We start from the raw sequence: 23,205 nt of genomic DNA on the forward strand, positions 1-23,205 counted from the left end.
ATTTTGAGCCACTCTCTTTGCTAAACTTAACCGGATTTTTTATGAACCTAACGCCAGATAGCAAAGTTTTAATCCAGGGCTTTTCTGAATTTATCTCAGAAACTCATGTTGCTCAAATGAAAGCTTACGGTACAAATTTGATCGCTGGTGTCAATCCCGGATGTGGTGGTCAGCTATTGTACGATCTACCGATATTTGACTTGGTTGAGGAGGTGGTGGCACAATTTGGGGCAATTGACACCACGATCATTTGTGTACATCCTTACCAAGTCTTAGATGCAGCATTAGAAGCGATCGCTTCTAATATTCGCCAGATCATTATTATCTCTGGTGGTGTACCACCTTTGGATATGGTGCAACTACTTCGTAAAGCCGAAGCTTGTGAAACCATTGTGGTCGGGCCTAACAGTCCGGGAATTATTGTACCGGGAAAAATTCTTTTAGGTACTCACCCTAGTGAATTGTATACTCCTGGACACGTGGGCATTGTCAGCCGCAGCAGCACTCTGACTTATGAAATCGCTTGGGAATTAACCAAAGCTGGCATGGGTCAGTCTATTAGTGCCAGCATTGGCAGTGATGCGATCATTGGTTCATCGTTTCTGCAATGGCTACAAATTCTCGATGAAGATGAAGCTACCCAGGCGATCGTTTTGGTCGGTCAACCAGGGGGTGGTAGTGAAGAAGCTGCGGCGCAATATATTACTGAGACAATTGATAAACCAGTAATTGCCTACATTGCAGGTAGACACGCACCACCGGCAAAACATTGGCGTCAGACAGGCACTTTAGCGACTTTTGTGGGACGCGATCCTAGTTATGGGACTGCACAAAGTAAATTAGCTGCTTTTCAAACAGCACAAGTATCGGTAGCTGAACGCCCTTCGGAAATTCCTGAATTGTTGAAAAAGGTGCTTAAGTAATCAGCGACGATGTTGGCAACTCTAGCCGTAGGTGATAATAGTTTCAGGTTTAATTATTCAGGAGGTGCTGATCGTGGTCTTTGCTCAAACCAGTCCGCCAAACCTGGACTCAGACGGGACAACAATGCGCTTCACCCCAGATGAATATCGAGGGATGGAAGAAACCGCACAGGAACGCCACGAATACCGCAACGGAGAAATTATCACGATGTCAGGGGGTTCAGAAGCCCACAGTGCGATCGCCAGTAACCTGTTAATTTATCTGGGATTTTTGCTCAGAGACACCAACTTTCGCTGCTACAACAGCGACTTACGCCTTTGGATTCCTGAATATCAGTGTGGAACCTACACTGATTTGATGGTCGTTGATGGACAACCAGAATTCAACGGCAATCGCACGGACGAAATACTCAATCCTCTACTGATTGTCGAAGTTTTATCACCCTCCACTGAAGCCTATGATAGAGGAGATAAGTTCAGAAAATATCGCTCTCTTCCTAGCTTTTGTGAATATCTGCTCGTCGGCCAAACTGAACCCTACATTGAGCAGTATCATATCCTTAATCATGACAGCAATGATCGCTGGCAATTGCAAGTTCACGATCACCTTGAGCGGTCGATTGTCCTGCACAGCTTAAATGTAGAGATTCCCCTGTCTGAAATCTATCGCCGCATTAATTTTTAAGTTAGCGATCGCACTATATAATAAGTGACTTTTTACCCTCATTCTTCTCAATTTCAGTCCAGAGTTTTAAGTACAGTCTATCCAGTTCTTCCTGTGTCTGCCTTCCTTTGAATGGCTGCCCAGTAAAATGTACTAACCTCGGATAAGTTAACGGTACTGATTGCAGCATTGCCAATAAACTGTGAGACTTCTTCGCTACCAGTTTCTTGATTGAGTAAAGCTAAAACAGCAGAAGCATCGACAATAACTTCACTCACTTAAAGCCTCCAATCTTCGTTCCTGAATTAACTCTTCAGAAATTTTTCTACTAGCAGGAATATATTGCCTGAAAAGAGATTGAGCATTTTGTACAGAACTTTGGATGCGATTCTGAATTGGTCGATCATCTAGCACAAGGACAGCATCATATTCACCCACTGGCATATCTACAGGAGAATTAACTAACAACTTGCCATCGCTTGTTATGGTGACTTTTATTTCTAATGTTTTCATAATTAACTCATCATTAACAAAAAATACCTACATATCTCGCTTGTATTCTGCTAGCAGGTGGGGAATGTGATCATAGCCATCTACACCGATAACAGAAATGATTTTCGGGCGATTTTGCTGTAGGAGTATTTGAAATGTTAACTCCCCAATTTGTCCCTGGAGAATTATTAGAAACCCGGCTACTTGCCGCCACTCAAGAGAAGCAATTTGCTCTAAAAGGTACATTCCCAAACAGCCTGTATAAACTGCTTTTTCGGAATTTTGGAGATGGTAATAAGCTTCAGATAGATAGGCTAAATTGCGACCTTGGAGATACAAGTCGCCAGAAACTTGTGCTGTTTTGAAGCCATCTTCTAGATATTTAATCGCAGTTTGAGGTTGTCCAATTACTAAATAGGCAATGCCTAAGCTGCTGAAACATAAGGCTTTACTTTGAATATCGCCTAATTTTTCTGATAGCTTTAAACCTTGCTCTAGATAGTGAATTGCTGATTCATAAATTTCTGGTTCTCTTTGTTCCAGCTTTCGAGCTTGCATGACTTCGCTGTAGCCTAAATTTACCAGTGCATTGGCTTCGCCGGTGCGTGCTTGCTCTACAGATGCGCCACTAACGCCTGGTTGGCGACTGAGCATTAATGCCCGTTGACTGTAGTTGATTGCTTCAGGATAATTTTGTTCTTGGACGTAGGTACGGCTGAGGTGGTTGAGGTTAGCGATTTCACAGGGGCGATCGCCTGCGTTTCTCGCGATCGCTAAAGCTTGCTGATGAAATTTGAGCGATCGCTGATATTGCCCCATCGCCCGCTGAGAATAGCCTAGCAACGTCAAGATCCGCGCCTTTTCTTGAGTTCCTTCTACAGATGCCAGGGGTTCATCCAAATAATCTAGGGCATTTCGTAAAGAACTACCAGAAAAAGAAGCGAAAATCCCCCCATACAAAGGAAAGTAGGGACGCTGGGCAAAGGTGCGGAGAACCTGGAGCATAATTTGCGAAGCACCATTGCTGTACATTGCCCCAGCATTCTGAAAACCACTCGCTAACTGACTCCAAATCACGGCAAAGGTCAAAAAAGTGGAAATGGATAACTTCGGCCCGGCTTGGACATTGTAAGCTTGTTGGTCAAACCAGTGAACTAACCCCCGTTGCAACTGCTGTAAAACTACTGCCAGTTCCACCCAGTCACTGAGAGTAATCTGAGGATGCTTTTGGGCAAATTCAATTGCCGATTGCTCCATTGCCAGGGTGCGAAAAAAGGCTTGGGGTAACTCGCTGTTAACTAATTTAGCCCAACTTGCCCAGGGGCCACTTTCTCCTGGGACACCGCCAAATCCGAGAGAACCGCGATTTTGCTCATACATCCAACTGAGGAGGTTTTCTTGCAGTCGCACCCAAGCAGATAAACCACGGGTGATGCCTGTTGATATCTGCTGTAAATCAGAATTCGCTTGGGCAAATTGCTGTAACGATTTTCCTAACTGCTGTAGTTGTGACAAACTTAACGGATACTTCAGATTCGGGTCGGTAACGCGGATGAACGCAGCCAAACGATCGCCTGTTGCATCTAGGGTAATTTCGCGCATTGCCAAAGCGATCGCTTCTGTGGCTTTGTTTTGGTCTTGCCAGCGTTGCCATTGGCTTTGAATGGTTTTAATCGCTCGCAAACTCCGAGTCGCTTTGGATTTTTTGAGTTCATCTTTTTCGCTATCTACTTGCCCTTGGATAGCATTCAGGCGATCGCTCAAAGCTAGCTCAAATACTTCTCCTGTGCCAGAAGTGATACCGTTGAGCAGCAGTTGATACACCTGTTCCACAGAGCTGATCTTGCCCTTGAGGGTGGTGGCGACAATTTCATCGATTAAGGCCAGGTAGCGAACTAATAAGTCAGCGCTGGCGCTATCGCGTAATGGCAGAGAGTCAGACACTTTAGCTACTAGAGAACGTCACGTTAATTCTAATTCTAGTTGCGGCAGAGAGGGAATTAGAAAAGGCGAGGGCTTTTTCAATTTCATTTTTTCCCCGAACGACAATCTCCCCATTAGACATCTGTGGCAAAGAATGTAGAGACGTTGCATGCAACGTCTCTACCTTGGGTTATATGTCTATTAAGTCCGCCCAGCCAGATTTGCCACCACCGCAGCTAACTCCGCCGGATTAACTGGCTTAGGAATATGGAGCTGAAAACCTGCCAACAGCGCTTGGGTGCGGTCTTCAGCCGTCGCGTAGGCTGTCAGTGCCACTGCGGGAATCCTTCCGCCTTGCTCTTGTCCAAGGGCCCTGAGTTGACGAATCAGGGCGTAGCCATCTTCTTCTGGCATGCCAATATCGCTGACGAGAATATTCGGGTGGAATTGTTGCAAAGCTTTAAGTGCGTCGAAAGTGGATGCAACTGCCATCACTTGAGCGCCATATTGTCCGAGAATTGTCTTCAGCAAATGCCTGGTGTCTGCTTCATCGTCGACGACAAGCACTCGCACGCCTTCTAATATTGGCAGGCTGTTTTTGGTGACTTCAGCGCTGGCAGTAGGGGCAATTTGCTTTGGTGTACTCGACTCTTCTATAGGTGCAGCTTTCATCGGCAGTTTGACAACGAATGTCGTTCCCTTTCCAATGCCTGGACTTTCTACAGAGACAGTGCCACCGTGCAATTCTACCAAGTGACGGACGATCGCTAATCCTAATCCTAATCCACCATGCGATCGCGTAGTTGAGCTATCGGCTTGGCGGAAGCGCTCAAATACATGGGGCAAAAATTCAGCAGTAATTCCCCCACCGTTATCACTCACACGAATTTGTACGACGCCAGAATCCATCCGCTCTAGTTGCACCTCGACTCTTCCCCCCTTGGGGGTAAACTTCACAGCGTTGGTGAGCAAATTCCACATCACTTGTTGCAAACGGTTGGCGTCCCCGATTACTGCTCCCAACGCTGAGTCAAATCTGCACTCAATCCAAATTTCTTTAGCGTCTGCTGCTGGGCGAATGGTGTCGATGGCAGATTCTACCACTGGTATTAGTTCTACCCGATGGAGATTTAGGCGGAGTTCACCGCGAATAATTCGGGAGACATCTAAAACATCATCAATCAGTTGTGCTAAGGAGCGGCTATTGCGATCAATTGTTTCCAGTGCTTTAGCGGTGGTAGTCTCATCAAACTTGCGGCTCTTGAGTAGCTGTGTCCAGCCCAGCATGGCATTGAGAGGAGTGCGGAGTTCGTGAGAGAGTGTACCTAAAAATTCATCCTTGATGCAATTTAAAGCTTCTGCTTCAGTCCGTGCCATTTGTTCGCGCGCTAGCAGTTGTTCTCGTTCTTGCTCTGCTTGTTTGCGATCGCTAATGTCAATCATAAATCCGTGGAGCAACTGTGGTTGATCTTCTTCACCCCGCACAACATTAACAATTTCGTACAACCAGACGATTCTGCCATCAGCTGCCAACATTCTGTATTCAAATTCGTAATTATTCAGTGACAGCGAACGCTCTACACAATATTTAGTTGTCCACTCCCGATCTTCTGGGTGGATATGTTCTACCCAAAAATTGTCGGTGTACCAGTCTGTCGAGGGATAGCCAAGAATTTCCACAGTTTGCGGCCCGACATAAGTAAACTGTCCGGTAGTGGGGTTTGCCTCCCAAGGAATCACGTGCACTTTTTCTGTGAGTTTCCGGAATCTTTCCTCGCTTTGTTTCAGGGCGGCCTCTGCTTGCTTTTGTTCGGTAATATCCCTGACTAGGGCGACAAATCCTTCAACTTGGCCATGCTGACTAAACTGGGGAATGTACGTGGTACTAACATCACGATATCTACCGTGTTTATCAATTACTTGGTTTTCAAACGATACTTGCTCTCCTGACATTACTGCTTCTATATACGGACGCACAAACTGATAACCCGACTCACCCAGAACTTCTCTAATGTGCTTGCCATAAGTTTCTGAAGCGGGAATCCCAAACAATTCTTCATATCCTTTGTTATTAAAGCGATAACAATGTTGGGTATCGATATAGGAAATCAGTACGGGTACAGCATTTGTAATTAGGCTTAGTTCTTCTTCCCGTTGGTGCAGAGTCTTTTCTGCCCGTTTACGTTGGCTTAAATCCAGACAAAATGCAATCTGCTCTTGTTGGCGATTGTAAGGTTCTTGCAACAAAACTATCCCAATTAAGATGGGGACACGACTACCATCTTTGCGGATATACTCTTTCTCAAAGGGGTTAGCGACTCCATGCTTTAAAAGTTCGGCGATCGCTTTTTGATCCAAATCTATGTATTCTGGTGGTGTCATCACATCCCAACGCACCTCACCTGCCAGCATTTCTTCACGGCTATAGCCCACCATATTCAAAAAATAGTCGTTGGCGTACTCGATACCACCTTCAAAGTCGCTAACGGCCACACCAAATATATTTGATTCCACTAGCCGACTGAACCGCTTTTGACTATCTTGCAGTGCTTGTTCTGCTTGTTTGCGTTCTGTAATATCCCGGCTAGCGGAAACCCTCACAGTCCGTCCTTGGTAAATGCAGCTTTTACCGACTATTTCCAAGAAAAAAGTTGTGCCATCTTTTTTTACACCAGTCATCTCATAAAGCTTTTCATCACCATTGCAGATATTTTCTCGGAAGATTTTTTGCCCTTCTGGTGTTAAAAAGTCTGCCGCCGACATGCCAATCACTTCATCAATTTCGTAGCCAAACATTTTGGCAAAGGCTCGGTTGGCATCCAGAACTTTTCCATTTTCGTGAATGATTACGCCTTCAATAGTGGCATCGGCTAAGGCACTAAATCTGCTTTGGCTTTCACGTAAAGCATTTTGCGCCTGCTGGCGTATACTTAAGTCCAAAACAAAGCCAATTACTTGCTCTGGATTATTTTCTAATAAGGCAGAACCTGTCAAAAGGGGGATGCGACTGCCATCTTTGCGGATATATTCTTTTTCAAAAGGCTGACATACTCCTCTGCTGTCGAGTTCGGTAACAGAGCGATTCTCTTTCAAAGATGCTGAACGCAAAGCGCACATTTCTAAATCTTCTGGGGATACGATGTCGCGCCAACGCACCCGCCCAGCTAGCAGATCCTCCCGCGTATAGCCCACCATTTTTAAAAAAGCATCGTTAGCCTCAACAATCCCCCCATTAATATCGGCTGTAATCACCCCGATGATGTTCGATTCTGTCAAGCGTCTAAACCGTGCCTCGCTCGCCTGTAGCTGCTGCATACTTAACTCTAAACGCTTTTTCGCTGTGCGTAGCTGCGAGTTCAAAGAGCTAATTAGTATTGTCACCAGGACAAACAAGCCTAACCGTATCATGCTATCTAGAGCATGAACCGAGAGGGGAAATACTGGCTTTAAGAAAAAGTAGCTAACGGCTAAAGTAGATAAAGCCGTAGCCAATAAACCAGCTTCCATGCCGCCATACCAAGCACTAACGGCAACGGCAGCAAAAAACAGTATGAAAATTGTTGGGTTTAGCAGTGGCTGTAGCAACAATGTCAGTAGTAAGGCGATACAAACAGCTAATACTGCCACAGCATAGAACTTGAGGCGGGAGCGTATTCCTTTCAACGTGGCTTCTCCTTTGGTGCAGCTAGCTGAAGGGACTGTACCCATAATTAGCTAGACAAAGTAATAGCTCAACACCTATTATGCATAAAGAAAGTACCAGCCAACATTTGCTTGGTGTGAATCTATCGAAAGTCGTAAAAGCCGGTGTTAGCAAATTTGCTATCAGATGTCACTGTTTCAGTTTAAAATTATAGTATTGGTGATTTTTCTAGAATAAAAATTTATTAAAAGTTAACTGGTCTTCCTGGTGGTAAACTGAATTATCACCTCTTATTCACCTTAACTAAGCATTGCTTTTCCCATAAATTATGGTTTACTAAAAGTTGGTAACTGGCATCACTAACTTGGTGGCAACCTGCTATAATATGCGATTTTTTTCAGAAATATTTACTATCATAGTTGCAGAGATTTTAGAAGACTATTATTTGTTTGCCAATCGGACATTGGCGGACTGTGCAGTTTTATTGTATTTTATCAAGATTCCTGTGAGAAATAATGCACTTTTTGCGTTATGAGTAGTTTAAAAATAGTTGGCAGAGAAGCTCCTAGATGGCTCGCACCCCTACATTAACTTTTGATCGTGGCACATTAATTTTACATCCACCACCACGGGGCAAAGCCTGGATGGATTACGCCACATGGGATGATAGAATCGAAAAATTCCGCGTTCGGGCGATTCAATACCGCTCTTTAGTGGAAGCCCTACAAGCAGAAGAAACAAACTTTATCGACGAGGCGAAGGAATTTTATCCTTTAGAGTTGGTTGCCGGTTTAGAAATGACTCCCTATCCCCACCAGACTGAGGCATTAGCAGCTTGGAAACTGGCGGGAAGGCAAGGGGTGGTGGTGCTTCCCACTGCGGCAGGAAAGACGTATTTAGCGCAAATGGCGATGCAGGCGACACCACGCACAACCTTGATTGTGGTACCAACTTTGGATTTGATGCATCAGTGGTACGCGCATCTAGAGGCGGCGTTCCCCGATGCACAGATAGGTTTATTGGGGGGAGGTTCGCGGGATAAAACACCGATTTTGGTGGCTACTTATGACAGTGCAGCCATTCATGCTGAGACTTTGGGGAATCAGTATGCTTTGATCATTTTTGATGAATGTCATCATTTACCGACAGATTTTAGTCGGGTAATTGCTGAATATGCGATCGCACCTTATCGTTTGGGACTTTCCGCTACACCAGAACGCACCGATGGTAAACACGCTGATTTAGATATCCTCATTGGGAAAGAAGTTTATCGCCAACGCGCTGAAGACTTGGCGGGGAAGGCTTTAGCAGAACATGAAATTGTCCAAATTAAGGTGAAGTTATCACAACTTGAGCGGGAAAGATATCAGCAGTTGATTCAAACCCGCAACGATTTTTTGCGCCAATCACAGATTTCTCTGGGGAGTCTGCAAGGTTGGCAGATGTTTGTGCAAATGAGTGCGCGATCGCAAAATGGCCGCAGAGCGATGTTATCACACCGGGAAGCCAAGGAAATCGCTTTGGGAACTGATGGTAAATTGCGAATTTTGATTGACTTATTAGCAGAACATTACCCAGAACGAATTTTGATTTTCACTGCTGATAATGCTACGGTTTACCGCATTTCCCAAGAGTTACTTGTTCCGGCTATTACCCACCAAACGCCTGTGAAGGAAAGGCATGAGATATTAACTAAGTTTCGTGAGGGTGAATTTAATACTTTGATTGCTTCTCATGTTTTGAATGAAGGGGTTGATGTGCCGGCGGCAAGTATTGCTATTATTTTATCGGGGACTGGTTCGGCGCGGGAATATGTTCAGCGTTTGGGGAGGATTTTACGTAAGGGTAATACTGAAAATAAACGCGCGATTTTATATGAAGTGGTGGCTGAGGATACGAGTGAGGAGGGAACTTCGGCTAGAAGGAGAGGGGAGAAGAGTAACGAACCGCCAAGGCGCCAAGAACGCCAAGAGAATAAGGAGAAGAAAAAAGGGAATTTGCAGGTGATTTATGGAAGTGGTAAGCCAGAAAATTTGAAGGCGGCGGAACAGTTAGGGATTAATTATTCAATTCAAAATCAAAAATCAAAAATCAAAAATTCAGATGTTACCGACAGATTTATTGATGCACCGTCTCAACGGGGAGGAGATCATCCCGAAGAGACTGAAACTTGATGAGAAACATTTAGGTTTGGCGGCTGAGTTAATTAGTTTTTTTCAGGAGGCGGTGGGGAAAACGCAAGGGGTGCTTGAGCGTCAATTGTCAGATTTTGAAGGCGATACGACTGATTATAGAATGAAGCGGGGTTTGGCTTATATTCTTAAAAGCAGTTTTTGCAATTTTGAAATTGTTAGTCCTTTGGAACCGCCAATGTTAAGAGAACGGGTGTTTGCACTGGCGGCGAAATCTGTTGCTAGTCGAGAATCAACTCAAGTTACACTCAGCAAAATTGCTGATGAGTTAACTCAAGAACTTGAACGGGAAGTTTTACCGGCACAGGTGCGAGATGGACTTTATGCTGATTTGGCAGAAAATAAGATTTTGACGGCTTTTGATCCACCAACAACGCCACATTTGTTAAATAGATATAATTTATCTCAGGTGCAAGGAGTATTTTATAAAGCTAGTCAACTGGTGTTAAATGCTCACCGCAATGTGCCAGGGGAATATAAGCTGTTATTTCGCTATCTCAAGTTGTTTCAATTAATGGCTTATATTGAAGGTGATGCTGATCACGGCTTTACAATTACTATTGATGGCCCGACGAGTTTGTTTAATCCGAGTACGCGCTACGGTTTGGCAATCGCTAAACTAATTCCCGCTTTATTACACGTTACAAAATGGAGTTTGGCAGCAACTCTCCAAACCCGCGACGCCTATACAAATGCTTGGAGAACGGGACGTTTTACCCTCAATTCAGAATGTGGTTTGGTGTCCCACTATCCACCAGGCAAACCTTACGATAGTATGTTAGAATCATCCTTTGCTGATAAGTGGGATTCTCTCAAAAGTGGCTGGGTGTTAGAGCGAGAAGTTGATTTAATTCCGATTCCCGGTAGTGTGATGATTCCCGATTTTCGCTTGGTACATCCTGATGGACGCAGCTTTTTATTAGAAATTGTTGGTTATTGGCGTCCTGAATATTTACAAAAGAAGTTTTCTCAAGTGCGCCGCGCAGGTTGTGATAATTTGATTTTGGCAATTTCTGAGCGGTTGAATTTAGAAAAAGCTGGGGTGAAATTAAATGATGTGCCTGGGAGGATTATTTGGTTTAAAGATAAGTTATTGCCGAAAGCTGTCTTAGCTGCGATGGAATGAGCACGTAGATGTATAGAATAAAATTCAACTATTTCTCTTTTGTCATTGCGCCTTGGCGTGAGATTTGTCTTAATTATGTCCTCAGATATACCTCTAACGTCAGAGGAGCCATAAACATATCTTCAATAGGGTGGAGGGGTAATTAGCTTTTTGCCTTCCAACTTAAGATTTGTCATGAACATTCATTATCTGACTCAATTAGCCAAAAAACTGGCTGTGATCACTGGAATTATCACCGTGAATGCTTTCCTCAGCATTCCTCTAATGGCTCAAAGTCCACCTGATACTACCCCACCCGACAGAACTCCAGCGACACCCGCGACTACTGGTACAGGAAACCTGATCGAAGTAGCAAATGCTAATCCTTCTTTTAGCACCTTGGTGCGAGCTGTACAAGCAGCTGGACTTGCTGACACCCTTGCTAAAGGTAACTACACTATTTTTGCCCCTACAAATCAAGCCTTCAACGAATCCTTACCTCCAGGTGCAGTAAATTTACTCCTCCAACCAGACAATAAGGATCTGTTACGCCAAATTCTCAGCTATCATGTCATATCTGGTAAAGTAACTGCTAATGAATTAAAAACTGGTACAGTAAAAACTCTTGGCGGTGGTGTTGCTGTGCGTGTGACAGGAAATAAGGTAATTGTGAATGATGCCAGCGTCATCCAACCAGATATTCAAGCCAGCAATGGAGTGATTCACGCAGTTAATCGTGTAATCCTTAGCCCAAAGTTACGCGATGCTCTCAACTCTAAGTTAGGTACACCACAGCCAACTCAAACTCCGCAATAAAAAATATACCTTCGCCTAGGTTGGGCGTTGCGCCATTGCTTCCAGCGATTGGGCGGACTGTCATGCTGGAGGCAATCGCTTTTATCAGCATTTCAACAATTTAAATTAAAACTTTTTTAAGATTTAGCAACAAGATAGAATATATCTTTTATAATTTGACGAAGTTACAAAGTCAGATTTTATCTACTTGTTTTGCTTAACTAATAAACAAAATTATTGACAATTTAAGTACCTCAAAATACAATAACTGCGAAAACATCATCTATAATATTTTTACCTGTACCCATTCTTCATGAAAAAAGCTGCACTTAATAATTAGCAAGAATATTACCGTTGTGCCAAAAAAGTCTTTACTCATTATTAAGTCTAAATTTCTAGAGAATTGGTATTAGAGAATAAAAACAAGCAATATTAAAAGAAATTGGGATTAAATAAATGAACCATAAAATTACTGCCGCTTTATCAATTATGGCAGCGTTAACAGCCTTAGAAAGCTCAGTGTTCGCACAGTCACCAGAGCCACAACCAAATCTGGAAAATTTCACCTTAAGTGGTGATTCTTTAATCGGAATTGATGATAGAAGCGCGCAGCGTGACTTCGGGAAATTTTTTGAGCAACAAAATCGTGGCAGCGACAACACAACTTCAGAGCAATTGCCCCTCAACGAATCAATATCACTACCAAGCACCCCTATTTTTTTGCAACCGGCTCAATCTACTAACGGTAATGACGGGTTGCAATTGCAGTTAGATTTGGGGAACGAGTAAACAATTAAAAATTAAAAATTGTTCGTGTCCTGATTTATAGCTGTGGCGATCGCGTAATGCGATCGCTAAAAATCAACCCTCCCTAAGCTGGCAAAAATTACTGTGCTGTTTTACGGTACAGATCGACACATAGACCAAATCTATCTCGGAGATTATTCTGCAAGCGTTATGCAGTAAAATTAGTCCTTTAGATAGAGGAGGGCTAGACAGATGACACGAGTCATCATTGTGCGCCACGGTCAGAGTACCTATAATACAGAGAAGCGCATCCAAGGGCGCACAGATGTATCAAGATTAACAGAAAAAGGTTGTAACGACGCCAGAAAAGTAGGCAGAGCTGTTAGTAATATTGTATTTAACGCCATTTACTGTAGTCCTCTACAGCGAGCAAAAAAGACAGCAGAGATCATTCACAGCGAATTAGCAGAACAGTCTGCCGTTCCGCAAACGAATGACCAACTGCTAGAAATTGACTTACCTTTGTGGGCAGAAATGCTTTCAGCAGATGTCAAGCAGAAATTTGCCGACGACTATCGCGTCTGGCAAGAACACCCTGATAAACTGGGGATGCTCATTAACGATGCTGAGGGTACAAGAGAACATTTTCCTGTTTTGGCTGTGTACGCCCAAGCGCGGCAGTTTTGGCAAGAAATTTTAGCCCGTCATCCGAAAGAAACTATTCTCATAGTTGGACATAACGGCATTAATCGCGCCCTGATTAGCACAGCACTGGGTATTTCCCCAGGTCGCTATCATTCGATACAGCAATCTAACTGTGGTGTCACCGTCCTGAATTTTGCTGGGGGGTTGGATGAACCAGTCCAACTGGAATCGATGAATCAGACGCAACACATGGGAGAAACTTTACCGACATTGCGGCCAGGTCATCAGGGAATTAGATTGTTGCTGGTACGTCACGGAGAAACCGAGTGGAATCGCCAAGGCAAGTTTCAAGGACAAATTGACGTTCCCCTGAATGATAACGGGAGACAACAGGCAGCTAAAGCCGGGGAATTTCTCCAAGATGTAGCAATTGATTTTGCTGTCAGCAGTACAATGTTGCGTCCTAAAGAAACGGCAGAGATTATCCTCAAACAACATCCTAGTGTGAAGTTGGAATTGCTTGATGGTTTAAGGGAAATTAGCCACGGACTCTGGGAAGGAAAATTTGAAGCAGAAATAGAGCAAGAGTTTCCGGGAGAGTTGGAACGCTGGCGGACAGAACCCGCAGTAGTGCAAATGCCTGAAGGGGAAAATTTGCAACAGGTATGGGAACGCAGTGTCGCCGCTTGGCAGTCAATAGTACAAGCAGCATTAGAAAATCAACCCCAAACCGGCTTAGTAGTAGCACACGACGCCACTAATAAAACCTTGCTTTGTTATCTTCTGGGTTTATCGCCAGATAATTTCTGGAATTTCCGCCAGGGTAATGGCGCAGTTAGCGTTATCGACTACCCCTTGGGACTAAATGGTTTACCAGTGCTCCAAGCGATGAACATTACTACTCATTTGAGTGGCGGTATTTTGGATAAAACGGCTGCTGGGGCATTGTAGGGCGAGATCTCAATTTTAGATTTTGGATTTGGAATTGTCTCCACGTTAGTGCCATTCCCTACTTAAAAATAGGGAATGGCACCAAAAAATCTAAAATTGGCACTGTCGAAAATTAAACCCGACCTCGGAGAAATTGCGCCATTTCATTAGGAGTTGGTGACATTTCCAAGGCAGTTTCTTCAGTGATGCGACCTTCTTGGTAAAGGTTGAGCAGTGACTGATTCATGGTAATCATCCCATCAAAGCTGGCTTGCTTCATCAACTCGGTAATTTCATCATACTTACCGTCTTTGATCCATTCTTTGACCGCGTCTGTGTTAATCAGAATATCGTGGAAGGCAGCCCGCTTACCATCAGTTGTGCGGCACAAACCTTGAGCAATTACCGCTACTAAAGACTCAGAAATTGCCACCCTCATTGCATCCTGTTCCTCACCGGCGTACAGATTGAGAATCCGCTCAATGGTTTTCACAGCGCTATTGGTGTGCAGAGTTCCCATGACTAAGTGACCAGTTTGAGCCGCTTTCAGGGCAGTATTGACTGTTTCTTTATCCCGCATTTCCCCCACCAGAATCAAATCTGGGTCTTCCCGCAAAGCTGCTTTTAAAGCGTGGTCAAATTTTAGGGTGTGCATTCCCACTTCCCGTTGCTTGACTAATGACTTGTGGCTTTGGTGGACAAATTCAATGGGATCTTCAATAGTGATGATGTGTTTAGGCATCTGTCTGTTGATGTAGTCAACCATCGCCGCCAACGTCGTCGATTTGCCAGAACCAGTAGGCCCGGTAACTAAAATAAAACCTTTGTGGTAATGGCAAATATCCCGCAAAACTGGAGGTAATCTCAACTGCTCCATAGTCAAGATTTTTAGCGGAATCAATCGCAGCACCATTGAATAGCCTCTGAGGGAGTCAAAAACATTGATCCGCACACGGGCAAATTCGTACTGAGTTGCGCCATCAAATTCTAGGCTTTCTTGAAACCGCTGAATTTCCCCCTCGCTCAATACTTCACGCAACCAACTGATAAAACCTTCTTTATCGGTTTCAGGATAATCCGTTATTTGGATTTCTCCACGGTTGCGGAAGCGGGGGATCTCACCAACACCCAAGTGAAGGTCAGAAAATCCCTGATCAAACGCTTCTTTGACGAGCTGCGCTAAGGTCGGTCCCGAATATTTAATTTTGAAGGCGGAAGGACTAGGAATCATCGGCGGTGGAGTTCCCGGACGATGGGTTGCAACAGGCGCAGAAGTTGTTGGTGAGGATGTGGTCTTAACAGCGGGGGTATTGCCACTGCGATCAATTGACATATCTAACGTTTGTGTAGCTTGGCGCTGCGTAGTCACCGTTGGCGGTGGTGGTGGTGGTATTGGTGGTAGATTACGGGGCTGTGATTCTGTCATATATCTTCACTTTTGGCAGGCAGAAAGTTGAATCAGCAAAAACTTAGTGGTGACTTGGGACAAATACTTGCGTAGACGCCTGAGGAATAGAGGCATTCAATTTTCGATTGGGAATTTTAGATTTCTTTTGCATCCAAAATCTAAAATTCTGTCAGGCGATGTCTACTTTAGGGGCTACGTCTACACAACTCTGGCACAACAGTCAGTTTCTGTTCATCCACCTCCACTTGTATCTTTTCTTTTTTAAATTCCACTATTTATTGGTTCTATAGAAATTATTTCACAGATATAAACTTGTTTAACACACCCCGTCCCTTAAAATCTCTATGTGTATACACTTAAAATTTCAGTTCTAAGAAAGACTAAATATTTAAAAGCGGCTATTTCCATGTTGAAAATGAGAAATTTTTCTTCAGGATGAATCCAAGTTGCTAGCAATTAACAGCAAAATCAATCAGCAGATAATTTTTTCAGCTTGATTAGATAATTATGAGAAGCACTACCGGTTTTTATAAGAAATGTTAAGCAATCTCGACCCAAGCCTTCGGGGATCAAAGTATGGGACTAACGGACTTAAGGTTCTATGCCTGAAGATAGATGCGACAAATAGCCTTGATCCTTAAATGTGAACTTGACTAGACATCCATAATTACAAAATATTAACTGTAAACTTTAGTAAACAAATGCTCATTTTATCAATAGGTTTCTATATACTGAAATTTCACTTAAATCAATTTAGTTTGCTCGCCACAAGCGGGAAATAGCTAAAAAAAATAAACCTTGCTGTGTATTGGGAGGAAAAGTCATGGTTTCTGCTCAAAGCTCTAATCTAGGAAAGACCTACTCCTTGTTGTTGATTAAAAGCTTTTTGATCTGGACTTTCACATTGGCAGTGTGCTTGCTGGTTGTCGGTTTCCCATTAGTTGTTTTGATGGCGACGTTCGGATGTTTGTTGTCGATTGTGCTGCAATCTGTAATGCCTGTTAGTGCAGTTTTGCTTGTAGCCGGCGGTCTAATCATGTTTAATGTGATGGCTGTGTTGGTTGCTGCTGGCGTGCTAACTCTTAAAGGTATTCATCCTAAGCAAGTCAGATGGTTAAGCTGGCTGCATGGAGAGACAGAACAAATGCAGACTACCGTTTATGCTGCTTGTCCTTTAACTTGCGAAACAAAGTTTTAGTCATCATTACGGAATTCGACAAACAGTGCATCTGCCCGGTTCAGCCGGGTTTTTTAATGTTTATTTTTATTTTGTTAAAGCGATCAGGGCTTTAAAGAAGGAAAATTATTTATCTTGCGTTGTGAACTATAATTCATGGCGTCTCAGTCTAATGACTCATGACTAATGACCAATGACTATTGACTATTGACTAATGACTCATCAACAGCGAGTTGGCGTTATTTTGGGTACTCGTCCGGAAGCCATTAAACTAGCGCCAGTGATTCAAGTCTTTCAACGTTCCCCGGACTTGGAGTTGCAAGTAATTTTGACAGGACAGCATCGCGAGATGGTTGAGCAAGTAATGCAACTGTTCAACCTCAAAGCAGATCGTAACCTGGAGATTATGCAGCCGCAGCAATCTCTAAATGATATTACCTGCCGCAGCTTACAAGGCTTAGAGGCGCTATTCCAGGAAAATAAGCCAAATTTAGTTTTAGTACAGGGAGATACTACCACTGCTTTTGCCGCAGCTTTAGCAGCATTTTATCAAAAAATACCTGTAGGTCATGTGGAAGCTGGTTTAAGAACGGATGATTTATTTAATCCTTACCCAGAAGAAGCTAATCGGCGGTTAATTTCTCAACTCACCCAGTTACATTTTGCCCCAACTCCTTGGGCGGCGGAAAACTTGCGCCGTTCTGGTGTGTTGGGAGAAATTCACTTGACGGGTAACACGGTGATTGATGCGCTGTTGAATGTGGCTGCAACTCAACCAGCTTGTGAGATAGCAGGCTTAAACTGGGATAAATATCGTGTTCTGTTAGCTACAGTGCATCGCCGAGAGAATTGGGGAGAACCATTGCAAGCGATCGCCCAAGGGTTTTTGCAGATTTTAGACAAGTTTGCTGATACAGCTTTGCTATTGCCATTACACCGCAATCCGACTGTCAGGGTACCGTTGCAGGAACTTCTAGGCAATCATCCCCGCATCTTTTTGACAGAACCCTTAGATTATGGTGAATTAGTCGCGGCGATCGCGCGATCGCATCTTTTGTTAACCGACTCCGGTGGCTTGCAAGAAGAAGCACCCAGTCTTGGTAAACCTGTGTTAGTTCTCAGAGACACCACAGAAAGACCAGAAGCCGTTACCGCAGGTACCGCCAAACTTGTGGGCACTACCAGTGAGAAAATTTTTGCCACCGCTAGTGAATTACTCAGTAACCCAAATGCATACACAGCAATGGCAAATGCCATTAATCCCTTTGGGGATGGTCATGCAGCAGAACGGATTTTGCAAATTGTGCAAAATTACTTAGGGTGCAACTAAGCAACATCATGGTGGTGTAATTTCCAGAAATATGCTTCTAAAACCGGAGTTCCTGCCGGTTTTTTATTAGCTATAGATACTTAAACTAGCTAGCAGTTTAAATCACCAGCAACCAAAATTACCCGAACAGGACTGACGCAAAATCATGAAAAAACAATATTGTTGAATCTGCTTGCTAATGTCATTGATACTTCATAGGCGCAGGTACACGGAGAAAATTTCCGGTTGAATAAACCGCAGTATTACATATTAGCAGTAATTACACTTAAAATTTTTTATAAGTATTATCCTGTAATAATCTGTAGGCATGAAATTTTCATAATACATTTATTCAGTAATATTACTACTGTTTAAACTTAAATTTTATACTAAATTTAAGTTAGATTCATAAATCATAAAAAATCATCGCACATTCACTATTGTTTCAAAACTTCATAAATCTGATTGTTGTGTGATGATTTTAGATTGTTCTAAATCTAAAAAACCAAAGTGCTGGTTAATTATTAGGTTGCACTACTCATACAAGTACAGAAAAATCAAATCAAATGTGTGCACAGATGTACGTTAGTCATTTTGATATTTCTGTAGTTTCCCTTGCTAAAAACCATTCACACAGGTAGATAATTCCATGCAAGAGCTACTGGTGTACATTGAGAATAAAAAGCAAGAATTCGCTCAATTACCCTTGTTCGATTTTATGCAAGATCAAACCATAAATCCAAGACAAAGGTTGTCTTTTGCTCCCTGTATGGCTCATTATGTAATGAGTTTTGGTGACTTGAACAAATATGTTTTTCCAGTGAATCTGTCTGATAATCTACTTCAGCAAATTGTCAATGAGTACACGATTGAAGATTCTAACCATTGGCAATGGTTTCTAATTGACTTAGAACAACTAGAATTTAATCCCTCCTGGAATTTCACTCAGTCATTGAGATTTATTTGGGGTGAGGAAACCAAAATTACCCGGCAGATAGCCTATCAAGTTGCTGCATATACTTTACAAGCAGATCCTGTAATTAGACTAGCAGTAATTGAGGCTCTAGAAGCAACGGGAAAAGTTTTTTTCTTGATATCAAGTTCAATCGCCTCAGAAATTCAAGAGATTACCAAAAAAAAATACATATATTTTGGTAATTCACATTTACAAGCTGAAAATGAACACGCTATTTTTACATCGGAAATCAGAAAATTACTCATAGAAATAGAACTTACAGACTCACAGATTCAAAAGTGTTTTGATGTGGTCGATGGAATATTTAATATTTTTTCACGGTGGACAAACGAGTTGTTGGAATATGCGCTAAAGCACAGAGTTGAGCTAGAAACTTATCAAGAAGCTCAACATAAGCTGACACTATTGAATTAAGTTTTCGCTAATTTACTGTAGCTAATGGCTAATTTATCTAAGCCATTAGCTGTTCGCTTAGAAGATGTTTTAAAAGTCGTTGATGATAAATCAAACACTTGTAGATTCCCCTAAATCCACGCCACTTGCTTTAAGTCGGCAGAGCTGCTCAACGCAGTGGCTCCCCAGGACTTGGGGACTTTAAGAAGTTTTTGCCCCCTTTTCCAAGGGGAGCCAGTTGCGTGGGAGGGTTTCCCGACTTGAGCTTGCCTGGCGTGGGTTGGGGGAATCTCGATCAATTTTGATACTTTTAAAACATCCTCTTAGCCGATTACTATTTCAAGACTAACTTTGGTTGTTGTGAAGAGGCTTCCTCTTCATCTGGCAAGCCGTAAAGTGACCTGTACAACTTCACGTACTCCTTAGCAGATTGATACCAACTGAAATCCTCGCTCATACCGCGTTTTTGTAACTCCTGCCATTGGGGTTTGAAACGGAAACCCTCCCAAGCCCGAATCATGCAGGTGAACAAGTCTAGGGGTTCATAGCGGTCAAAGCAATAACCAGTCCCGGCTTCGTTGACTGGGTCGTGATGCGTTACAGTGTCAACTAATCCGCCTGTACGCCGCACAATCGGCACGGAACCATAACGCAAAGCCATCATTTGGCTGATACCGCAGGGTTCAAACCGGCTAGGCATCAAGAAGGCATCAGTCCCAGCGTAGATGCGACGAGAAAGAGCATCGTTATACAGTAGGTAAGTGGCCATGCGCCCTGGATAGCGGGATGCCATCTGCCACATTTGGCTTTCGTAGTAGCGATCGCCAGTTCCTAGCAGTACAATCTGTGCATCTGTATATGCCAAGAAGCGATCCAGGATTTGTAAGATCAAATCAATGCCCTTTTGTTCGACTAACCGGGTGACAATCCCAATTAAAAAGGCATTGCGGTTAACCTCTAACCCCACTTCTTCTTGCAGAGCAATTTTGTTAGCCTTGCGTTGATCTAAGGCATCGGCTGTGAAAGTTTGGGCGATGTATTTATCCTTCTCAGGGTTATAAACCTCAGTATCTATCCCGTTGATAATTCCAGATAACTTACCACTGATGAAAGACAGCAAACCTTCAAGAGTTTCACCATAAGCGGGTGTCTTGATTTGCTCGGCATAAGTCGGGGAAACTGTATTCACCTTGTCGGCAAATTGCACCGCTGCGGCCATGGTGTTGTGTCCTTGCATGTACCAGGGACACCAAGTAATTTTCTCCAAATACCAACGCCAAGGCCCTTGATAAGCCAGGTTATGAATGGTAAACACGCTGGTGATATCTGGATCTTGGTGCATCCACACAGGAATCATCCCTGTATGCCAATCGTGACAGTGGACAATTTCCGGCTTCCAGTAATTCCAGCAAAACTCAGCTGCACCATTAGAAAACAAGGTGAACCGCCAGTCTTCATCTTCTCCAGAATAAATGCGGCGGGGCATGAAAGCAGGATGTCCAAATAAGTACAAGGGAACATCTGTACCAGGCAGAACGCTTTCGTAAACTGCAAAGTCCTGGAACATGGCATATCCGCGCCAAATAGGCTCCTTGGGAATCTCCATTTTGTCAGGCAGGAAGCCGTAGTAAGGTAGGAAGATTCGGACATCATGCCCCATTGCTCTCAAGAATTTGGGCAATGCTCCGACAACATCACCCATTCCCCCAACTTTCGCAACGGGAGCTGCCTCTGCTGCAACAAATAGAATCCGCATGGTAGTTTCTGTTTCCCCAGTTCTGCCAATATTGTCAATGTCACCTCTTGATGCCGGCAAACGGAATTAGTCGCGTCTGGCAAGCCTTTTGGGCAACGGCAATCATTTCTGATCTAATCACATCTGGTTGCCCAATAGCTTAAGAACCTCGCTGAACCTCAGTAAATATTTGCTCTAAAATTTCTGTAGCTCCCTGTTGGCGTAGGATATTGGCTAGTTCTGCGCCTATGGCTTCAGCATTGTTAGCCGCACCTGTGATCGTATCTTTGACCAGCTTTTGACCATCGACACTGGCGACTAACCCCGTTAGTGTTAATTCGTCATCAACAATTTCTGTATTGACGCCTATGGGTACTTGACATCCGCCTTCGAGTATGCGTAAGAAAGACCTTTCGGCAAGACAGCGATCGCGTGTTTGGGGATGTTCGATCGCTTTCAGGAGGTTGATCAGTTCGGTGTCATCAGCACGGCATTCTATCCCCAGAGCACCTTGGCCAACGGCGTGGAGGGAGATTTCTTTGGGGATAACTTGATGGATGCGCGAGCTCATTTCCAACCTTTCTAAGCCAGCAACCGCCAAAATTAAGGCGTCATACTCACCCGCATCCAGTTTCGCCATGCGTGTAATCAAATTTCCCCGCACATCTTTAAAATTAAAATGGGGGAAGTGGTGGCGTAACTGCGCTAGTCGTCGCAGCGAAGATGTCCCAATCACCACACCTGCTGGTAAAGTATCGATTTGCAGCCCTTTGTGTTTTTCATGCAGCACCAAGGCATCGGCTGGGTTTTCCCGTTCGGTAATTGCTGCCAATGTTAACCCTGCGGGTAAGTTAGTCGGCAAATCCTTGAGGGAATGAACGGCAAAATCAATCTCCTGATTGAGCATTCCCACTTCGAGTTCTTTGGTAAATAGTCCTTTATCACCAATTTTGGCTAATGCTACATCCAGGATTTTGTCGCCTTGGGTAGACATGGTGTGGACTTCAAAAGTGATATCCGGAAAGCTTTTCTGGAGTTGCGCTTGCACCCAGTATGTCTGAACTAGAGCTAGTTGGCTTTTACGTGAACCAATACGAATAGTGCGTGGAGGGCTAGAAACTGAAGTCATAAAACAATATGTCAAACCAGGCGATAAATTCACTTCATCTAGACTACCTCAGCGAGTGACTTACCGGATTCTATACAAGTAATTTAGATTAAGTTTATTCTGACTTTATTTACATTTCTTTACATATTCTCAAATTACTTTAAGGTTTCTTGGATATATTCTTGTAATTGTTGGGTACGCTGTTTTGTAACCTGTTCCAGACAACCAGCGTAAATGCTAGGAGCGAGCGTTCCCCCTTCATATTCGCTACTGACAAACTCACAATTGCGATCGCGAAACTTCAGCCATGCTTGCTGTGCGGTAATTAATTTTTGTTGTCTAGACTTTGGTAACTTTGGCAAAAGTTGTTTATAAACCTGGTTCAACTTTTTATCTGCATTCTTAAAAGACAAGTCAGCACATTGAGTGATTTCTCTTTGAGTTTGAGCATTGTCACAATTTAGCCGTTGCGCTAGCTGTGTTTCTAGCTGTTTGGGTGTTGTGTTTGCCATTGTTACAGCAGGGATACTCAAGCTGCTAAGGGTGAGGATGGTGATTAAAGTGGGTATTATCTGGTGCATGGGAATTTCTTATGATGTGTGTAGTAATCATATCTGATTTGTGAAAATTATTTTTTAAACGAACCGCAGAGACGCAGAGGACACAGAGAGAAGAAATATCTTTTATGACAGAGATGAGTTTTTCATATTCTTTATTTATCGTTAATTTGCTTTGTTGCCTTACCATCTCGGAAATCTTGCAGCCAAATGACGAATTTAGCCCAACCCATTACCACTAGCAAGTATTTAGTAGTCCGTAGTTTTAAAACTAATTCTGAACATCCAGACTTAATCCAACTACGCCGTAATGTGCTAATAAGACTAATCCCCCAACAAACAGCCAAACCTCCCCCCAGAGGGACTACCTAATTTGACTGTTGAGGTAAAGTGAATAGTTGACCCTTTGAAAAGGCAGTAAAAGGAAATGTTAGCCTCCCTTGAAAAGGGGAGACAGTCGCTACAATAATTATATTTAGCAAC

19 protein-coding genes are annotated in these 23,205 nt (G+C 43.4%); 11 read left to right on the plus strand and 8 right to left on the minus strand.

Translation table 11 applies throughout. The features are described 5' to 3' along the window. Positions 1 to 41: 41 nt before the first annotated feature. Complete coding sequence (locus tag CYLST_RS07015; RefSeq protein WP_015207006.1) at positions 42 to 923, plus strand: succinate--CoA ligase subunit alpha; 882 nt, start codon at positions 42 to 44, stop codon at positions 921 to 923. Between the two features lie 73 nt (positions 924 to 996). Beyond that, positions 997 to 1,608, plus strand: a complete 612-nt coding sequence (locus tag CYLST_RS07020) for a Uma2 family endonuclease (RefSeq protein WP_015207007.1) — start codon at positions 997 to 999, stop codon at positions 1,606 to 1,608. Positions 1,609 to 1,685: 77 nt separating this feature from the next. On the opposite strand, the gene CYLST_RS07025 is transcribed toward CYLST_RS07020, so the two are convergent. The 4 genes from CYLST_RS07025 to CYLST_RS07040 form a co-directional block, all read right to left on the minus strand. Then, complete coding sequence (locus CYLST_RS07025) at positions 1,686 to 1,865, minus strand: PIN domain-containing protein (RefSeq protein ID WP_015207008.1); 180 nt, start codon at positions 1,863 to 1,865, stop codon at positions 1,686 to 1,688. Next, positions 1,858 to 2,100 carry a hypothetical protein gene (locus CYLST_RS07030; protein ID WP_015207009.1) on the minus strand — a complete coding sequence of 81 codons (243 nt, stop codon included), beginning with the start codon at positions 2,098 to 2,100 and terminating at the stop codon, positions 1,858 to 1,860. Before CYLST_RS07030 ends, CYLST_RS07025 begins: the two co-directional genes overlap by 8 nt. A 27-nt stretch (positions 2,101 to 2,127) precedes the next feature. Next, positions 2,128 to 4,023: a tetratricopeptide repeat protein gene (locus CYLST_RS07035; RefSeq protein ID WP_015207010.1), complete on the minus strand. Its 1,896-nt coding sequence runs from the start codon at positions 4,021 to 4,023 to the stop codon at positions 2,128 to 2,130. A gap of 180 nt (positions 4,024 to 4,203) precedes the next feature. Beyond that, on the minus strand, positions 4,204 to 7,665 hold the full coding sequence (locus CYLST_RS07040) for a hybrid sensor histidine kinase/response regulator (RefSeq protein WP_172642150.1): 3,462 nt from the start codon (positions 7,663 to 7,665) through the stop codon (positions 4,204 to 4,206). A gap of 549 nt (positions 7,666 to 8,214) precedes the next feature. Between CYLST_RS07040 and CYLST_RS07045 the strand changes: the two genes are divergently transcribed. The 5 genes from CYLST_RS07045 (at position 8,215) to CYLST_RS07065 (ending at position 14,080) form a co-directional block, all read left to right on the plus strand. Beyond that, entirely contained in the window at positions 8,215 to 9,819 is a 1,605-nt protein-coding gene (locus CYLST_RS07045) for a DEAD/DEAH box helicase (RefSeq protein ID WP_015207012.1), read from the plus strand. After that, entirely contained in the window at positions 9,749 to 10,963 is a 1,215-nt protein-coding gene (locus tag CYLST_RS07050; RefSeq protein ID WP_041233003.1) for a DUF790 family protein, read from the plus strand. The genes CYLST_RS07045 and CYLST_RS07050 overlap by 71 nt, the downstream gene beginning before the upstream one ends. Positions 10,964 to 11,137: 174 nt before the next feature. Continuing rightward, positions 11,138 to 11,758, plus strand: coding sequence for a fasciclin domain-containing protein (locus tag CYLST_RS07055; protein ID WP_041233004.1), 621 nt, complete (start codon positions 11,138 to 11,140; stop codon positions 11,756 to 11,758). Between the two features lie 435 nt (positions 11,759 to 12,193). Continuing rightward, positions 12,194 to 12,526 (plus strand): hypothetical protein, encoded by a 333-nt coding sequence (locus CYLST_RS07060; protein WP_015207016.1) that lies wholly within the window; start codon positions 12,194 to 12,196, stop codon positions 12,524 to 12,526. 210 nt (positions 12,527 to 12,736) lie between these two features. After that, complete coding sequence (locus CYLST_RS07065; RefSeq protein ID WP_015207017.1) at positions 12,737 to 14,080, plus strand: histidine phosphatase family protein; 1,344 nt, start codon at positions 12,737 to 12,739, stop codon at positions 14,078 to 14,080. A gap of 112 nt (positions 14,081 to 14,192) precedes the next feature. Here the strand turns inward: CYLST_RS07065 and CYLST_RS07070 are convergent, their stop codons facing one another. Beyond that, complete coding sequence (locus CYLST_RS07070; protein ID WP_015207018.1) at positions 14,193 to 15,485, minus strand: type IV pilus twitching motility protein PilT; 1,293 nt, start codon at positions 15,483 to 15,485, stop codon at positions 14,193 to 14,195. A gap of 805 nt (positions 15,486 to 16,290) precedes the next feature. Between CYLST_RS07070 and CYLST_RS07075 the strand changes: the two genes are divergently transcribed. The 3 genes from CYLST_RS07075 (at position 16,291) to CYLST_RS07085 (ending at position 19,343) form a co-directional block, all read left to right on the plus strand. Further along, positions 16,291 to 16,665, plus strand: coding sequence for a hypothetical protein (locus CYLST_RS07075; RefSeq protein WP_015207019.1), 375 nt, complete (start codon positions 16,291 to 16,293; stop codon positions 16,663 to 16,665). 193 nt (positions 16,666 to 16,858) lie between these two features. Continuing rightward, positions 16,859 to 17,974 carry a non-hydrolyzing UDP-N-acetylglucosamine 2-epimerase gene (wecB, locus tag CYLST_RS07080; RefSeq protein WP_015207020.1) on the plus strand — a complete coding sequence of 372 codons (1,116 nt, stop codon included), beginning with the start codon at positions 16,859 to 16,861 and terminating at the stop codon, positions 17,972 to 17,974. A 628-nt stretch (positions 17,975 to 18,602) separates the two neighbouring features. Continuing rightward, entirely contained in the window at positions 18,603 to 19,343 is a 741-nt protein-coding gene (locus CYLST_RS07085) for a hypothetical protein (RefSeq protein ID WP_015207021.1), read from the plus strand. A gap of 313 nt (positions 19,344 to 19,656) precedes the next feature. On the opposite strand, the gene glgA is transcribed toward CYLST_RS07085, so the two are convergent. The 3 genes from glgA to CYLST_RS07100 form a co-directional block, all read right to left on the minus strand. Next, a complete protein-coding gene (glgA, locus tag CYLST_RS07090) occupies positions 19,657 to 21,078 on the minus strand; it encodes a glycogen synthase GlgA (protein WP_015207022.1) in 1,422 nt (473 codons plus the stop codon). A gap of 139 nt (positions 21,079 to 21,217) precedes the next feature. Beyond that, positions 21,218 to 22,186 (minus strand): hydroxymethylbilane synthase, encoded by a 969-nt coding sequence (gene hemC / locus CYLST_RS07095; RefSeq protein WP_015207023.1) that lies wholly within the window; start codon positions 22,184 to 22,186, stop codon positions 21,218 to 21,220. A gap of 134 nt (positions 22,187 to 22,320) precedes the next feature. Further along, the gene (locus tag CYLST_RS07100) at positions 22,321 to 22,746 is read right to left on the minus strand and encodes a lysozyme inhibitor LprI family protein (RefSeq protein WP_015207024.1); all 426 of its coding nucleotides are present in this window, start codon (positions 22,744 to 22,746) and stop codon (positions 22,321 to 22,323) included. Positions 22,747 to 22,932: 186 nt separating this feature from the next. Here CYLST_RS07100 and CYLST_RS34270 point away from each other — a divergent pair, with 186 nt between their 5' ends. Next, positions 22,933 to 23,094 carry a hypothetical protein gene (locus CYLST_RS34270; protein WP_015207025.1) on the plus strand — a complete coding sequence of 54 codons (162 nt, stop codon included), beginning with the start codon at positions 22,933 to 22,935 and terminating at the stop codon, positions 23,092 to 23,094. Positions 23,095 to 23,205 lie beyond the last annotated feature (111 nt).

The sequence above is a fragment of the Cylindrospermum stagnale PCC 7417 genome, from assembly GCF_000317535.1.
In the GTDB taxonomy this organism is placed as follows: Bacteria; Cyanobacteriota; Cyanobacteriia; order Cyanobacteriales; family Nostocaceae; genus Cylindrospermum; species Cylindrospermum stagnale.

Bases quoted from the DNA above. Each gene is read 5' to 3' on its own strand.
- CYLST_RS34270 (WP_015207025.1), top strand. From the start codon at position 22,933: ATGACGAATTTAGCCCAACCCATTACCACTAGCAAGTATTTAGTAGTC.
- glgA (WP_015207022.1), bottom strand. From the start codon at position 21,078: ATGCGGATTCTATTTGTTGCAGCAGAGGCAGCTCCCGTTGCGAAAGTT.
- CYLST_RS07075 (WP_015207019.1), top strand. From the start codon at position 16,291: ATGGTTTCTGCTCAAAGCTCTAATCTAGGAAAGACCTACTCCTTGTTG.
- wecB (WP_015207020.1), top strand. From the start codon at position 16,859: ATGACTCATCAACAGCGAGTTGGCGTTATTTTGGGTACTCGTCCGGAA.
- CYLST_RS07070 (WP_015207018.1), bottom strand. From the start codon at position 15,485: ATGACAGAATCACAGCCCCGTAATCTACCACCAATACCACCACCACCA.
- CYLST_RS07055 (WP_041233004.1), top strand. From the start codon at position 11,138: ATGAACATTCATTATCTGACTCAATTAGCCAAAAAACTGGCTGTGATC.
- CYLST_RS07065 (WP_015207017.1), top strand. From the start codon at position 12,737: ATGACACGAGTCATCATTGTGCGCCACGGTCAGAGTACCTATAATACA.
- hemC (WP_015207023.1), bottom strand. From the start codon at position 22,186: ATGACTTCAGTTTCTAGCCCTCCACGCACTATTCGTATTGGTTCACGT.
- CYLST_RS07015 (WP_015207006.1), top strand. From the start codon at position 42: ATGAACCTAACGCCAGATAGCAAAGTTTTAATCCAGGGCTTTTCTGAA.
- CYLST_RS07050 (WP_041233003.1), top strand. From the start codon at position 9,749: ATGTTACCGACAGATTTATTGATGCACCGTCTCAACGGGGAGGAGATC.
- CYLST_RS07045 (WP_015207012.1), top strand. From the start codon at position 8,215: ATGGCTCGCACCCCTACATTAACTTTTGATCGTGGCACATTAATTTTA.
- CYLST_RS07100 (WP_015207024.1), bottom strand. From the start codon at position 22,746: ATGCACCAGATAATACCCACTTTAATCACCATCCTCACCCTTAGCAGC.
- CYLST_RS07060 (WP_015207016.1), top strand. From the start codon at position 12,194: ATGAACCATAAAATTACTGCCGCTTTATCAATTATGGCAGCGTTAACA.
- CYLST_RS07030 (WP_015207009.1), bottom strand. From the start codon at position 2,100: ATGAAAACATTAGAAATAAAAGTCACCATAACAAGCGATGGCAAGTTG.
- CYLST_RS07085 (WP_015207021.1), top strand. From the start codon at position 18,603: ATGCAAGAGCTACTGGTGTACATTGAGAATAAAAAGCAAGAATTCGCT.